The organism is Bradyrhizobium sp. CCBAU 53338, assembly GCF_015291665.1.
Lineage (GTDB): Bacteria > Pseudomonadota > Alphaproteobacteria > Rhizobiales > Xanthobacteraceae > Bradyrhizobium.
Genome location: NZ_CP030048.1, coordinates 4,960,465 through 4,974,295, shown reverse-complemented (window position 1 = coordinate 4,974,295; position 13,831 = coordinate 4,960,465). Strand labels below are relative to the sequence as shown.

The 13,831-nt window shown below is 63.6% G+C and carries 13 protein-coding genes; all 13 read left to right on the top strand.

Going from position 1 to position 13,831, the window contains the following annotated elements; translation table 11 throughout:
- The first annotated feature begins 62 nt into the window (after positions 1-62).
- The 13 genes from chvE to XH90_RS23390 all read left to right on the top strand — a co-directional run bounded on the left by chvE (position 63) and on the right by XH90_RS23390 (position 13,823).
- On the top strand, positions 63-1,136 hold the full coding sequence (gene chvE, locus XH90_RS23450) for a multiple monosaccharide ABC transporter substrate-binding protein (RefSeq protein ID WP_194476691.1): 1,074 nt from the start codon (positions 63-65) through the stop codon (positions 1,134-1,136).
- 64 nt (positions 1,137-1,200) lie between these two features.
- Positions 1,201-2,778, top strand: a complete 1,578-nt coding sequence (mmsA, locus tag XH90_RS23445) for a multiple monosaccharide ABC transporter ATP-binding protein (protein WP_194476690.1) — start codon at positions 1,201-1,203, stop codon at positions 2,776-2,778.
- Positions 2,775-3,965, top strand: coding sequence for a multiple monosaccharide ABC transporter permease (gene mmsB / locus XH90_RS23440; protein ID WP_194476689.1), 1,191 nt, complete (start codon positions 2,775-2,777; stop codon positions 3,963-3,965). Before mmsA ends, mmsB begins: the two co-directional genes overlap by 4 nt.
- Before the next feature lie 75 nt (positions 3,966-4,040).
- Positions 4,041-4,241, top strand: a complete 201-nt coding sequence (locus tag XH90_RS23435) for a hypothetical protein (protein ID WP_194476688.1) — start codon at positions 4,041-4,043, stop codon at positions 4,239-4,241.
- A 123-nt stretch (positions 4,242-4,364) separates the two neighbouring features.
- Positions 4,365-5,021 (top strand): HAD family hydrolase, encoded by a 657-nt coding sequence (locus XH90_RS23430; protein WP_194476687.1) that lies wholly within the window; start codon positions 4,365-4,367, stop codon positions 5,019-5,021.
- A gap of 6 nt (positions 5,022-5,027) precedes the next feature.
- Positions 5,028-5,978 carry a sugar-binding transcriptional regulator gene (locus XH90_RS23425; protein ID WP_194476686.1) on the top strand — a complete coding sequence of 317 codons (951 nt, stop codon included), beginning with the start codon at positions 5,028-5,030 and terminating at the stop codon, positions 5,976-5,978.
- 282 nt (positions 5,979-6,260) lie between these two features.
- Positions 6,261-7,571 carry a sugar ABC transporter substrate-binding protein gene (locus tag XH90_RS23420; RefSeq protein ID WP_194476685.1) on the top strand — a complete coding sequence of 437 codons (1,311 nt, stop codon included), beginning with the start codon at positions 6,261-6,263 and terminating at the stop codon, positions 7,569-7,571.
- An 89-nt stretch (positions 7,572-7,660) separates the two neighbouring features.
- Positions 7,661-8,533 (top strand): carbohydrate ABC transporter permease, encoded by an 873-nt coding sequence (locus XH90_RS23415; protein ID WP_194476684.1) that lies wholly within the window; start codon positions 7,661-7,663, stop codon positions 8,531-8,533.
- Positions 8,534-8,537: 4 nt separating this feature from the next.
- Entirely contained in the window at positions 8,538-9,368 is an 831-nt protein-coding gene (locus XH90_RS23410) for a carbohydrate ABC transporter permease (protein WP_194476683.1), read from the top strand.
- 15 nt (positions 9,369-9,383) lie between these two features.
- Positions 9,384-10,391, top strand: coding sequence for an ABC transporter ATP-binding protein (locus tag XH90_RS23405; RefSeq protein WP_194476682.1), 1,008 nt, complete (start codon positions 9,384-9,386; stop codon positions 10,389-10,391).
- Positions 10,392-10,411: 20 nt separating this feature from the next.
- Complete coding sequence (locus tag XH90_RS23400) at positions 10,412-11,185, top strand: SDR family NAD(P)-dependent oxidoreductase (RefSeq protein WP_194476681.1); 774 nt, start codon at positions 10,412-10,414, stop codon at positions 11,183-11,185.
- Positions 11,186-11,224: 39 nt separating this feature from the next.
- Entirely contained in the window at positions 11,225-12,871 is a 1,647-nt protein-coding gene (locus tag XH90_RS23395) for an FGGY-family carbohydrate kinase (RefSeq protein WP_194476680.1), read from the top strand.
- 16 nt (positions 12,872-12,887) lie between these two features.
- Complete coding sequence (locus tag XH90_RS23390) at positions 12,888-13,823, top strand: carbohydrate kinase (RefSeq protein WP_194476679.1); 936 nt, start codon at positions 12,888-12,890, stop codon at positions 13,821-13,823.
- Positions 13,824-13,831 lie beyond the last annotated feature (8 nt).

Here is a 13,831-nt window from a genome sequence, read left to right as displayed (position 1 = left end):
CCGACCTTTACCGACGTACTGGACGACCCAAGAAACAGTCTGACACCCAACGGGAGTGAAGCATGTTGAAATTGAAGACGACATTTCTCGCGATGGCGCTGGCCGGCGCCGCAACGATGGCCACGGGCCTCACGGCCTCCGCGCAGGACAAGGCAACTGTCGGCATCGCGATGCCGACCAAGTCGTCGGCGCGCTGGATCGACGACGGCAACAACATGGTGAAAGTGCTGAAGGAGCGCGGCTACAACACCGATCTGCAATATGCCGAGGACGACATCCCGAACCAGCTCTCGCAGGTCGAGAACATGGTCACCAAGGGCGCCAAGGCGCTGGTGATCGCCGCGATCGACGGCACCACGCTGTCCGACGTGCTCAAGCAGGCCAAGGCCAAGGGCATCACCGTGATCGCCTATGACCGCCTGATCCGCGGCACGCCGAATGTCGACTATTACGCGACCTTCGACAATTTCCAGGTCGGCGTGCTCCAGGCTCAGTCGATCGAGAAGGGGCTTGGCCTCAAGGAGGGCAAGGGTCCCTTCAACATCGAGTTGTTCGGCGGCTCGCCCGACGACAACAACGCCTACTTTTTCTACAACGGCGCGATGAGCGTGCTTCAGCCCTACATCGACAGCAAGAAGCTCGTCGTCCAGTCCGGACAGATGGGCATGGACAAGGTCGCAACGCTGCGCTGGGATGGTGCCACCGCTCAGGCCCGCATGGACAACCTGCTGAGCGCCTACTACGGCAACAAGAAGGTGAACGCCGTTCTGTCGCCGTATGACGGCCTCTCGATCGGCATCATCTCCTCGCTCAAGGGCGTCGGCTACGGCAGCGCCGACCAGCCGATGCCGATCATCTCGGGCCAGGACGCGGAGGTTCCCTCGATCAAGGCGATGATCCGCGGAGATCAGTATTCGACCATCTTCAAGGACACCCGCGACCTCGCCAAGGTGACCGCCGACATGGTCGACGCAGCGCTTGCCGGCAAGCAGGTCACGGTCAACGACACCAAGACCTATGAGAACGGCGCCAAGACCGTGCCGTCCTATCTGCTGAAGCCGGTCGTGGTGTATAAGGACAATTGGGAGAAGACCCTGATTGACAGCGGCTACTACAAGAAGTCGCAATTCCAGTAAGACTTCTCAGGTTTCCCTCTCCCCGTCCGCGGGGAGAGGGACGCAACGGATGGGATACGACGCCATGACAGCCATGCTGGAGATGCGCAACGTCAGCAAGAGCTTTGCCGGCGTGCAGGCGCTGCGCGACGTCAACTTATCGGTCGAGGCTGGCCAGATCCATGCCCTCGTCGGCGAGAACGGCGCCGGCAAATCGACCCTGATGAAGGTGCTGAGCGGGGTCTACCCGGCGGGCAGCTATGAGGGCACCATCGTCTTCGAGGGAGAAGAACGCCGTTTCCGCGACATCAACGATTCCGAGGCGCTCGGCATCATCATCATCCACCAGGAGTTGGCGCTGATCCCGCTGATGTCGATCGCGGAGAATATCTTTCTCTCGCATCCACCGTCAAAATTCGGCGTAATCGATCGCGACGAGGTCTACACACGCACCCGCGAGCTTCTCGCGCAGGTCGGCCTGAAGGAATCGCCGGATACGCTGATCACCGATCTGGGCGTCGGCAAGCAGCAGCTGGTCGAGATCGCCAAGGCGCTGTCCAAGCGCGTCCGCATGCTGATCCTGGACGAGCCGACCGCCAGTCTGAACGAGGCCGACAGCGCCGCGCTGCTCGAGCGCCTGATGAAATTCCGCCAGCAGGGCATCGGTTCGATCCTGATCTCGCACAAGCTGAACGAGGTCGCTCGCGTCGCCGACCACATCACCGTGCTGCGCGACGGCCGCACCGTCGATAGCATCGACTGCCGCGCCGAGCCGATCCAGGAAGACCGCATCATCCGCAGCATGGTCAACCGCGATCTCGCCCATCGCTTTCCGGAGCGCAGCTCGAAGATTGGCGAACTCGTGCTCGAGGTTTCGAACTGGTCAGTCTATCACCCCATCCATCCGGATCGCCAGGTCATCAAGAACGTCAACTTCGGCGTCAAGCGCGGCGAAGTCGTCGGCATCGCCGGGCTGATGGGCGCCGGCCGCACCGAATTCGCCATGAGCTTGTTCGGTCGCTCCTGGGGCACCAATATCAGCGGCCGCATCGCCCTCGAGGGCCATGAGATCGTGCTGCCGAACGTTGCGGCTGCGATCGACGCCGGCCTTGCCTATGTCACCGAGGATCGCAAGCAGCTCGGGCTGATCCTGGCCGACGACGTCCGCAAGAACATTACGCTGGCAAGCCTCGACCAGGTCGCGCCTGGGAGGGTGATCGACGACATCGCCGAACTGAAGGTCGCCAGCGACTACCGCAACCGGATGCGGATCCGCTGCTCCGACGTCTATCAGGAGACCGGCCAGCTCTCCGGCGGGAACCAGCAGAAGGTCGTGCTGTCGAAATGGCTGATGACCGACCCGAAGGTGCTGATCCTGGATGAGCCGACCAGGGGCATCGACGTCGGTGCAAAATACGAGATTTACTGTATCATCAATGAACTCGCGGAGGCCGGGCGTGGCGTCGTGGTGATCTCCTCGGAGATGCCCGAACTGCTCGGCATCTGCGATCGCATCTGCGTCATGAACGACGGCGCCTTCGTCGGCGAGTTCGCGGGAGCGGATGCGACACAGGAAAAGATCATGCGCGCCATCATGCGCAACGAACGAAGCAACGGAAACGGCGCGGTCGAGGCCGCGGAAATGGGAGGATCGCAGCCATGACCGACAAGACGGTTTCGCTGCCTGAGGAGCGCCGGCACGGCAGCTTCATCAAGAACAATCTGCGCAACTACGGCATGCTGATTTCGCTGATTGCGATCATGCTGTTCTTCCAGGTCATGACCAGCGGCACGCTGCTCCAGCCGCTCAACCTGACCAACCTTGTGCTCCAGAACAGCTACATCGTCATCATGGCGCTGGGAATGTTGCTGGTGATCGTCACCGGGCATATCGACTTGTCGGTCGGATCTGTCGCGGGCTTCGTCGGCGCGGTCGCCGCTCTCCTGATGGTGAGCTACAAGGTCGACTACACGCTCGCTTTCATCATCTGCCTCGCGGTCGGCGCGGCCATCGGTGCGGCGCAGGGCTATTGGGTCGCCTATTTCAAGATCCCGTCCTTCATCGTGACCCTGGCCGGCATGCTCGTGTTCAAGGGGCTCGCGCTCGCGGTGTTGCAGGGCCAGTCGCTCGGGCCGTTCCCATCGACCTTCCAGAAATTGTCGTCAGGTTTCATTCCGGAACTGTTGCCCGAGTCCGGCACGCTGCACCCGACCTCAATGTTGATCGGCGCGTTGCTGGCACTGGGGCTGGTCTATGCCAGCGCCAAGGGGCGCGCGCGTGAAGTGTCGCACGGCATCGAGGTCGAGCCCTATGCATTCTTCCTCGGCAAGAGCGTGGTGCTGGCCTGCGCCGTTCTCTATTTCACCTACCTGATCGCGACCTATCGCGGCCTGCCCAACGTGCTGGTGATCATGAGCGTCCTGATCGCGCTCTATGGCTTCGTTACCCGCCGTACCGTGATCGGCCGGCAGATCTATGCTGTGGGCGGCAACGCCAAGGCGGCGGGCCTGTCGGGCATCAAGACCGAGCGGCTGACCTTCTTCACCTTCGTCAACATGGGTGTGCTCGCCGCGCTCGCCGGCCTCGTCTTCGCCGCGCGACTCAACACCGCGACGCCAAAGGCGGGCCTCGGCTTCGAGCTCGACGTCATCGCCGCCTGCTTCATCGGCGGCGCCTCGGCCTATGGCGGCGTCGGCCGTGTCGGCGGCGCCGTGGTCGGCGCCATGATCATGGGCGTGATGAACAACGGCATGTCCATCCTCGGCATCGGCATCGACTACCAGCAGGTCATCAAGGGCCTGGTGCTGCTCGGGGCGGTTTGCATCGACGTGTATAACCAGCGGCGGTAAGAAAGGCGCGACTTCGACGCAGTCGCTGGAATTCGATCACGGTATTGGCATTGCCGGGGGCGGCAATGCCTCGCCTTGACCACGATTTGGGACCTAGATCCCGCCGGTGGAGGAAAGCCGGGCAGGGCGGCGCTGATGGCGGCTCAATATCACGAGATGACGGAGCAGGAATACGCGGACCGGCTTCGCGCCCTCATTCGTATCGTTTCCGCCTCGACCCTGGGGCTTTGCTCCTTTGCCGCGGGCCTGCTGATCGGGGCATTTTTTCTGTTTTGAACAAGGCTTCGTCGTGGCTGGGCGCGCCATTCGTATCGCGCGTGATCCGGGCTGGTGAGGTCGAGACGCAAGGCTCTTTTCTGAGCTATTGCCCAGCTTCTGAGTATATGATCGAATGGTCTGATGGATCCCTACAGGCCCGATATGATCATCTTCGATTGCGACGGCGTGCTCGTCGACAGCGAGTTGCTCAGCTGTCGCTGCCTGTCCGAAGTGCTGGCGGAATTCGGCTTTCAACTGAGCGTGGAGCAGGCGCTCGGACTTTTCCTCGGACGCAGCACGAAGGCGATCGAGCAGTACTATCGTGATCTCGGGCAGGCTTTGCCTGACGACTTTCTTCCCCGCCTGAAGGCCAGCGTGCTCGAGAGGTTTGCGGGCGCGCTTCAGCCGATCCCTGGTGTAGCTGCGGTGCTGTCCGGATTGGAGACGCCGCGCTGTGTCGCATCGTCGAGCGACCTCGACCGCGTCTCGCTCTCGCTGGACGTCACCGGCCTCGCTCCGCATTTCGGTGACCGGCTCTACACCGCGCAGATGGTCCGGCACGGCAAGCCGGCGCCTGACCTTTTTCTCCATGCCGCCGGGAAGATGCAGGCCGATCCCGCGCGCACGCTGGTGATCGAGGACAGCGTCAGCGGCGTGCAAGCCGCCAAGGCGGCGGGCATGATGGTCTGGGGATTTGTCGGCGGTGGCCATTATCGCGCTCGCGATGGCCGGGCTATATTGTCGGCCGCCGGAGCCGATCGGGTCTTCGCGCAGATGAGCGATTTCTGGGAGGCGTGAGGCCGCATGGCCGCCGAGAACGAAAAATCCAGGCTCGACGATGCCGCGCGCGCCGGCTGGCTCTATTTCATCGCCGGCCACACCCAGGACGAGATCGCAAAGATGCTCCAGGTGTCGCGTGCCTCGGCGCAGCGGCTGGTCTCCCTGTGTCTCGCCGAACGGCTGATCACGTTCCGGCTCGAACACCCCATCGCCGCCTGCATGGAATTGGCGGCGCGCCTGAAGGAGCGGTTCGACCTCAGCCATTGCGAGGTTGTGCCGGCTGATCTTGCGGCGCCGCAGTCGACCGCGGGCATTGCCGAGCGCTGCGCCAATTTGCTGGACGCGACGCTGCGCTCGGAGACGCCCGTGATCGTCGCGCTCGGCACTGGGCGGGCGGTGCGCGCCGCGGTCGAGCGCGTCACGCCGATCGACCGGCCCAACCACCAGATCGTCTCGCTGGTCGGCAACATCTCCGCCGATGGCTCGGCGAGCTTTTACGACACCGTCGGCCGGCTCGCCGACCGCACCGGTGCACGGCATTATCCAATGCCGCTGCCGTTCCTGATGTCGTCGGAGGACGAGCGCAACAAGATGGTCCGCATTGAGCCGATCGCGAAGGTCAAGGCGGTCGCGGCCAAGGCGGATTTGCGCCTCGTCGGCATCGGGCAGATGGACCAGAGGGCGCAGGTCCATGTCGACGGCTTCGTCACGCGCGACGAATTGTTCGAGATGATGCGGCAGGGCGCCATCGGCGAAATCACCGGCTGGGCCTATGATTCCAAGGGCCGCCTGCTCAAGGCCGGCACCAACAAGCGCCTCACCAGCATTCCTCCGGAGGTGCCGGCGAAGACGACGACCATCGGTGCCGCGGTCGGTGCGGCCAAGGTGTCCGCGATCGCGGCGGCGTTGAACGGGCGGCTGATCAACGGCCTCATCACCGACGAGGCTACCGCGAGGGCGATCCTGGAGAGGTAGAGGCGGGCGGCCTCGCTACTTGCCCCTGCTGTCAGCGTCCCGCGAAGGCGGGCGATCCAGTGCGCTGCGGCCCTTCTCGGGGCAAACCAACTGACGACACGGAGTACTGGATGCCCCGCTTTCGCGGAGCATGACAGCCAATTTGCTGCGCCTCTTTCCCGCACCGCAGCACTCATAAGTTGCCGGATTGCCGCCGCGCCTGCTTGACAAGCGGCAGACCTCGTCCGAACATACGCCCAACGCGTGGGCATATGCTCAAAAGCGCGGGCTAGGGAGGTCACCGTGAAACACATTCTGGGCGCCGTCTGCGGCGCGTCCGTACTGCTTGCCGTCCCCGCGATGGCCGAAACGACCCTGACCATCGCCACCGTCAACAATGGCGACATGATCCGCATGCAGGGCCTGACCAGCGAATTCACCAAGAAGAATCCCGACATCACCGTGAAATGGGTGACGCTCGAGGAGAACGTGCTGCGCCAGCGCGTCACCACCGACATCGCCACCAAAGGCGGCCAGTTCGACGTGCTGACCATCGGCACCTACGAGGTGCCGATCTGGGCCAAGAAGGGCTGGCTGGTGCCGCTTGCCAATCTCGGCGCCGATTACGACGTCGGCGATCTCCTGCCGAAGATCAGGGATGCCGTGTCGGCCGACGGCAAGCTCTATGCCGCGCCATTTTACGGCGAAAGCTCGATGGTGATGTATCGCACCGATCTGTTCGACAAGGCCGGCCTGAAGATGCCGGAGAAGCCCACCTGGGATTTCGTCATCGATGCCGCCAAGAAGATCACCGACAAGAACGGTGGGATCTACGGCATCTGCCTGCGCGGCAAGGCTGGCTGGGGCGAGAACATGGCGTTCCTCTCTGCGATGGCGAATTCCTACGGTGCCCGCTGGTTCGACGAGAAGTGGGAGCCGCAGTTCAACACGCCGGAATGGAAGACGACGCTCACGACCTATGTCAATCTGATGAAGGACGCCGGACCTCCCGGCGCGAGTTCGAACGGCTTTAACGAGAACCTGGCGCTGTTCAACGCCGGCAAGTGCGGCATGTGGATCGACGCGACGGTGGCGGCGTCCTTCGTCACCAACCCGAAGGACTCCAAGGTCGCCGACAAGGTCGGCTTTGCGCTCGCGCCCAATACCGGGCTCGGCAAGAACGCCAACTGGCTGTGGGCCTGGAACCTCGCGATTCCCGCCGGCTCGAAGAAGACCGAAGCCGCCGAGAAGTTCATCGCCTGGGCAACGAGCAAGGACTACACCAAACTGGTAGCGTCGAAGGAAGGTTGGGCCAACGTCCCTCCGGGCACTCGCACCTCGCTCTACACGAATCCTGAGTACCTGAAGGCCGCGCCCTTCGCGAAGATGACGCTGGCCTCGATCGACGCGGCTGACCCGAACAAGCCGACCGTGAAGCCGGTGCCTTACGTCGGCGTGCAATATGCCGCGATCCCCGAATTCCAGGGTATCGGCACGCAGGTCGGGCAGCAGTTCTCCGCTGCGCTCGCTGGCTCGATGACGGTCGATGCGGCGCTTGCCGCCGCGCAATCGGCCACCGAGCGCGAGATGAAGCGCGCCGGCTACATCAAGTGAGCCTGAGCTCTCCCTGAGCTCAAACTCGCGGCCATCCACTCCTTGCGCGATGGATGGCCGCCCTCTTCCTCCAAGCGGAGAGCCCGAGGATGGCAACCCGGCAGACGCAATTCCTTGCGCGGTCGCTCCTGACTCCGGCCGTCGGACTGCTGTTCATCTGGATGATCGTTCCGCTCGCGCTGACGATCTATTTCTCGACGCTGCATTACAGCCTGCTCGATCCCGATTCAGAGTCCTTCGTCGGGCTTGAAAACTTCCGCTACTTCCTCACGGATCCCGCCTTCCTCGCTTCGCTCCAGAACACGCTGGTGCTGGTCGGCTCGGTGCTGGCGCTGACGATCGTGCTCGGCATTCCCCTGGCGCTGCTGATGGACCAGCCCGTGATCGGCCGCAATTTCGTCCGGCTGATGGTGATCGCGCCGTTCTTCGTGATGCCTACGGTGAGCGCGCTGGTCTGGAAAAACCTGCTGATGCATCCGGTGTCGGGCCTGTTCGCCTGGCTCGCCAAGCTGGTCGGACTGACGCCGGTCGATTGGTTCAACGATTTGCCGCTGTTCTCGGTAATCCTGATCGTGGCCTGGCAATGGCTGCCGTTTGCAACCCTGATCCTGCTCACCGCGCTGCAGTCGCTCGACGAAGAGCAGAAGGAAGCCGCCGAGATGGACGGCGCGAGCGCGATCTCGACCTTCATCTACATCACGCTGCCGCATCTGGCTCGTCCGATCACGGTGGTGATCCTGATCGAGACCATCTTCCTGCTCACGGTGTTCGCCGAGATCTTCGTCACTACCGGCGGTGGCCCGGGCCTGCAGACCACCAACATCGCCTTCCTCATCTATTCGCAGGCGCTGATCCAATTCGACGTCGGCAGCGCATCGGCTGGCGGCCTGGTCGCCGTGGTCATTGCAAATGTCGTCGCCTTCTTCCTCGTCCGCATCGTCGGCCGCAACCTGGAAGCCTGACATCATGGCGCGCAGATCAACGACACAGCGAGTGGTGGTCTCGACGATCGGGGCGTGGTTCTTCGGCTTCCTGATCTTCTTCCCAATCCTGTGGATGGTGCTGGCGAGCTTCAAGACCGAGCTCGAGGCTTTTGCGATTCCGCCATCCTTCCTGTTCTTCCACTGGACGACGGAGAACTACGCGACGGTGCAGGAGCGCAGCGACTATTTCCTCCACGCGATGAACTCGATCATCATCGCCGGCGGTTCGACCTTGATTGCGCTGCTGATCGCGATCCCGGCGGCCTGGTCGATGGCGTTCTCGCCGACAAAGCGCACCAAGGACATCCTGCTCTGGATGCTCTCCACCAAGATGATGCCGCCGGTTGGCGTGCTGGTGCCGATCTACCTGATCTACAAGACTTTCGGCTTGCTCGATTCCCGCATTGGCCTCGTCTTCATCCTCTGTCTCGGCAATTTGCCGATCGTGGTCTGGATGCTGTTCACCTATTTCAAGGAAATCCCGCGCGATATCCTGGAAGCCGCGCGCATGGATGGCGCGACGATCGGCCGCGAGCTCGTCTATGTCCTGACGCCGATGGCAATCCCGGGGCTGGCGTCGACCTTGCTGCTCAATCTGATCCTGGCTTGGAACGAGGCGTTCTGGACGCTGAACCTGTCGACGTCGAACGCCGCGCCGCTCACCACGTTCATCGCGTCCTATTCCAGTCCGGAAGGACTGTTCTGGGCAAAGCTGTCGGCGGCCTCGACGCTGGCGATCGCGCCCATTCTCGTCCTCGGTTGGTTCAGCCAGAAGCAGCTCGTGCGCGGGCTCACCTTCGGCGCGGTGAAGTAAAGGGGCTGCCGGAACATGGGTCAGATCACACTTCAGGGCGTGCAGAAATCCTTCGGCCCCGTGCACATCATCAAGGGCGCCGATCTCGACATCGCCGACGGCTCCTTCGTCGTGTTCGTCGGTCCTTCCGGCTGCGGCAAGACCACGCTGCTGCGGCTGATCGCGGGCCTCGAGGACGTCACCGGCGGTGCTATTTTGATCGATGGCAAGAATGTCGTCGACACGCCGCCTGCCAAGCGCGGGCTGTCGATGGTGTTCCAGTCCTACGCGCTCTATCCGCATATGAGCGTCCGCGGCAATATCGGCTTCGGCCTGAAGATGGCGGGATTGCCCAAGGACGAGATCAGCCGCAAGGTCGAGGCGGCCGCAGCGACGCTGAACCTGACGCCTTATCTCGATCGCAAGCCGCGCGAGCTCTCCGGCGGTCAGCGCCAGCGTGTCGCGATCGGACGCGCCATCGTCCGTGAGCCCAAGGGGTTCCTGTTCGACGAGCCGCTCTCCAATCTCGACGCGGCGCTGCGCGTGCAGATGCGTATCGAGGTGACGCGGCTGCAGAAGCAGCTCGGCACCACCGCGATCTACGTGACGCACGACCAGGTCGAGGCCATGACCATGGCCGACAAGATCGTCGTGCTCAACGCCGGCAAGATCGAGCAATACGGCTCGCCGCTGGAGCTCTACGAGCGGCCCGCCAATCTCTTCGTCGCCGGATTCATCGGATCGCCCAAGATGAACTTCGTCACGGGCGACAACGCCTCGCAGCAGGGCGCGGCGACGATCGGCGTGCGCCCGGAGCATCTCAAGATCGAGCGCGAGGGCGCCGGCGGCTGGCAGGGCACGATTTCGGTCGCCGAGCATCTCGGCAGCGACACCTTTCTCTACGTCGATGCCGGGCCGCTCGGGATGTTGACGGCGCGCTACATCGGCGAACTGAGCCTTCATGCCGGCGACCGCGTGTCGCTGGTGCCCGACCCCGCACGCATCCACCGCTTCGACGCGAGCGGCAACACGATCAGGAAGTAACAAGAAACGGGAAGACGGCCATGTACCTGGAAAAATTCAAGCTGAGCGGCAAGACCGCGTTTATCACCGGCGGCGGGCAGGGCATTGGGCGTGCCTGCGCCGAAGCGCTGGCCGAGGCAGGCGCCAAGGTGATTATCGGCGATCGCGACAGCAAGGTCGCTGGCGATGCCAAGGCCAGCCTGAAGGCGAAGGGCTACGACGTCGAGACCGCGATCATGGACGTCACCGACACCAAGCGCGTGGCGGAGGTCGCCAACGACCTCGTCGCCCGCCACGGCAAGGTCGACGTCCTCGTCAACAACGCCGGCATCGCCCGCAGCGAGACGCCGGCTGAGACCGTGACCGACGAGCATTGGCTCAACGTCATCGACGTCAATCTCAACGGAACCTTCTGGTGCTGCCGCGAGTTCGGCAAGCACATGCTCAAGGCCAAGAGCGGCGCCATCGTCAATGTCGGATCGATGTCCGGTTTCATCGTCAATAAGCCGCAGGAGCAGTGCTTCTACAACGCTTCCAAGGCCGGCGTGCATCACCTGACCAAGTCGCTGGCCGCCGAATGGGGCGCGCGCGGCATCCGAGTCAACGCGGTGGCGCCGACCTACATCGACACGCCGCTGAACGCCTTCGTGAAAAGCACCCCGAAAATGTACGATGCTTGGATCGGTGGAACCCCGATGGCGCGGATGGGACAGGTCGAGGAGATCGCCTCGGTCGTCCTGTTCCTGGCCTCGGAGGCCGCGAGCCTGATGACTGGCAGCATCGTGCTGGTGGATGGCGGCTACACTTGCTGGTAGGCTTATCGTCAAAACTGACGGAAGCGACCGGGAGCGACAATGCCGCGAGCGTATATCGGCGTCGATGTAGGGACCACGAGCACGCGGGCAGGGGTGTTTGACGAGGCGGGCACGCTGCTCGCGACCGCCAGGCATCCGATTCGAATCTGGCACGAGGCCGGCGATATTGTCGAGCAGTCCTCCCACGATATCTGGGAGGCCTGTGCCAGATCGGTGCGGGCGGCGATGGCGGAAGCAGCGATTGCGCCCGACAGCGTCGGCGGCATCGGCTTCGACGCCACCTGTTCCCTGGTGGTGCTCGACCGCCAAGGGGAGCCAGTCACGGTCAGCGCCTCCGGCGACAGGCAGCGCAACGTCATCGTCTGGATGGACCATCGCGCCGTCGCCGAGGCGCGGCTGATCAACGAGACCGCCGACGATGTGCTGCGCTATGTCGGCGGCTCGATCTCGCCAGAGATGGAGATGCCAAAGCTGTTGTGGTTGAAGCGGCATCTGCGCGCGAGCTTTGATGCTGCCGGGCATTTCTTTGATCTGGCGGACTATCTGACCTGGCGCGCGACCGGATCGCTGCAGCGCTCGACCTGCACCGTCACCTGCAAATGGAACTATCTCGCGCATGATGGCGGCGGCTGGAGCGGGCAATACTTCAAGCGCATTGGGCTTTCGGATTTCGTCAACGAAAAATATGCTCGCATCGGCACCGAGATCGTCGCCCCTGGCACGCGGCTCGGCACCGGTCTCACCCGAGCGGCCGCCGCCGATCTCGGCCTGCCCGCTGGCATTCCGGTCGGTGCCTCCTTGATCGATGCCCACGCCGGCGGCATCGGCGCGATCGGAGGTCGTGACGGCTCGGGCGGAACGACTGACGTTACCGATCGCCTTGCCTACATCATGGGAACGTCAGCCTGCATCATGGCGACGACCAAACAACCGTGCTTCGTGCCCGGCGTCTGGGGTCCCTATTACTCCGGCATGGTGCCGGACTTCTGGCTCAACGAAGGCGGCCAATCGGCCGCGGGCGCGGCAATCGACCATCTTCTCAAATCGCATCCCGGACATGCCGAGGCGATCGTCGCTGCCAGAAGCGAGGGCATCGATCTCATCGAGTTCCTCGAGCGCCGCATCATCGCGCGCGCCGGCGATGCCAGCCGCGCCGCGTTGCTCGCCCGCGACGTCCATGTGCTTCCCGAGTTCATCGGCAACCGTTCACCCTACGCGGACCCTGACACCCGTGCGGTGATCGCGGGCCTCGATCTCGACACTGATGTCGGTTCGATGGAGCGGCTGTTCATCGCCGGCCTCTGCGGGCTCGCCTATGGGCTCGCCGAAGTGATCGAGGCCTTTGCGGCCCATGGCGTGCATGCCGGCATCATGATCATGGGCGGCGGCGCGAGCCGCAGCCCCTTGGTGCGGCAGATCATGGCCGACACCACCGGCCTTACCGTCGCGCTGCCGCAGACCAAGGAGCCGGTGCTGCTCGGCGCTGCGATGCTGGGTGCTGTCGCCGGCGGCGCCTATGCCTCGATCGGCGAGACCATGGCAAAGATGTCGACTCTTGGGCGCAAGAGCGAGCCGACCACGCCCGACATGGCGGCGTTTCACAAGAAGAAGCGGGAGGTGTACAAGCTGCTGCGCGAGGTCGACCACGGCAGCCGCGCGGCGATGCGCGGCGTCGCCAAGGGGTAGAAGGACGCGAAGGGCCATGCTGATTTCCTGCGGCGATGCATTGATCGATTTCGTGCCGACGAAGAACGCCGACGGCCGCGAAGCGGTGATGCCGGCGGTGGGCGGCTCCTGCCTCAACGTCGCCATCGGCATCGCGCGGCTCGGCGCCCCGACCGGCTTTGTCGGCGGCATCTCGACCGACCTGTTCGGACGCATGATCGCAGATCACGCCGTAGCGTCGAGCGTCGAACTGGGCCTCGCCACCCGAAGCGATCACCAGACCACGCTCGCCTTCGTTCGCATCGTCGCGGGTGAATCGCATTACGCCTTCTATGATGCCGAAACCGCGACGCGGAATTGGACGTTTCGGCGCGGGAGCATCCCGTTCGATACGGTTGAGGCCGTCCATGTCGGCTCGACCACGCTGGTGAACGACCAGGGTGCGGCCGAGACCAAGGCCCTCATCGCGGACGCGAAGGCCTCGTCGACGATCTCTTTCGATCCAAATTGCCGGCCCAATCTGGTCAAGGACAAGCCGGCTTATCTTGCCCGCATGACCGAGTTCGCCGACAGCGCCGACCTCGTCAAGATGTCGGATGTCGACTTCACCTATCTCTTCGGCGAGGAGCCGTATCGGCAGCGCGCGAGCGCGATGCTGGGGCAAGGCTCGAGCCTCGTCGTCATCACCCGCGGCAACAACGGCGCCATCGCCTGGCATGCAAAAGCAGGGCAGATCGAGGTGGAAGCGCCGAAGGTGCAGGTCGCCGACACCATCGGCGCTGGCGACAGCTTTCAGGCCGCATTGCTGTTTGCCCTGCATAAGCAAGGCCGTCTCTCCCGATCGCAACTGAAGGGCATCGGCACCGAGGAACTCCGCCGCGCGCTGTCGTTCGCCGCCAATTGCGCCGGGCTGACCTGCACCCGCCCGGGCGCCGATCCGCCCTGGAGCCATGAAATCAGCTGGCGCTGGTAGGTAGCTCT

Bases quoted from the DNA above. Each gene is read 5' to 3' on its own strand.
- chvE (WP_194476691.1), top strand. From the start codon at position 63: ATGTTGAAATTGAAGACGACATTTCTCGCGATGGCGCTGGCCGGCGCC.
- XH90_RS23430 (WP_194476687.1), top strand. From the start codon at position 4,365: ATGGATCCCTACAGGCCCGATATGATCATCTTCGATTGCGACGGCGTG.
- XH90_RS23395 (WP_194476680.1), top strand. From the start codon at position 11,225: ATGCCGCGAGCGTATATCGGCGTCGATGTAGGGACCACGAGCACGCGG.
- mmsB (WP_194476689.1), top strand. From the start codon at position 2,775: ATGACCGACAAGACGGTTTCGCTGCCTGAGGAGCGCCGGCACGGCAGC.
- mmsA (WP_194476690.1), top strand. From the start codon at position 1,201: ATGACAGCCATGCTGGAGATGCGCAACGTCAGCAAGAGCTTTGCCGGC.
- XH90_RS23425 (WP_194476686.1), top strand. From the start codon at position 5,028: ATGGCCGCCGAGAACGAAAAATCCAGGCTCGACGATGCCGCGCGCGCC.
- XH90_RS23390 (WP_194476679.1), top strand. From the start codon at position 12,888: ATGCTGATTTCCTGCGGCGATGCATTGATCGATTTCGTGCCGACGAAG.
- XH90_RS23410 (WP_194476683.1), top strand. From the start codon at position 8,538: ATGGCGCGCAGATCAACGACACAGCGAGTGGTGGTCTCGACGATCGGG.
- XH90_RS23405 (WP_194476682.1), top strand. From the start codon at position 9,384: ATGGGTCAGATCACACTTCAGGGCGTGCAGAAATCCTTCGGCCCCGTG.
- XH90_RS23400 (WP_194476681.1), top strand. From the start codon at position 10,412: ATGTACCTGGAAAAATTCAAGCTGAGCGGCAAGACCGCGTTTATCACC.
- XH90_RS23415 (WP_194476684.1), top strand. From the start codon at position 7,661: ATGGCAACCCGGCAGACGCAATTCCTTGCGCGGTCGCTCCTGACTCCG.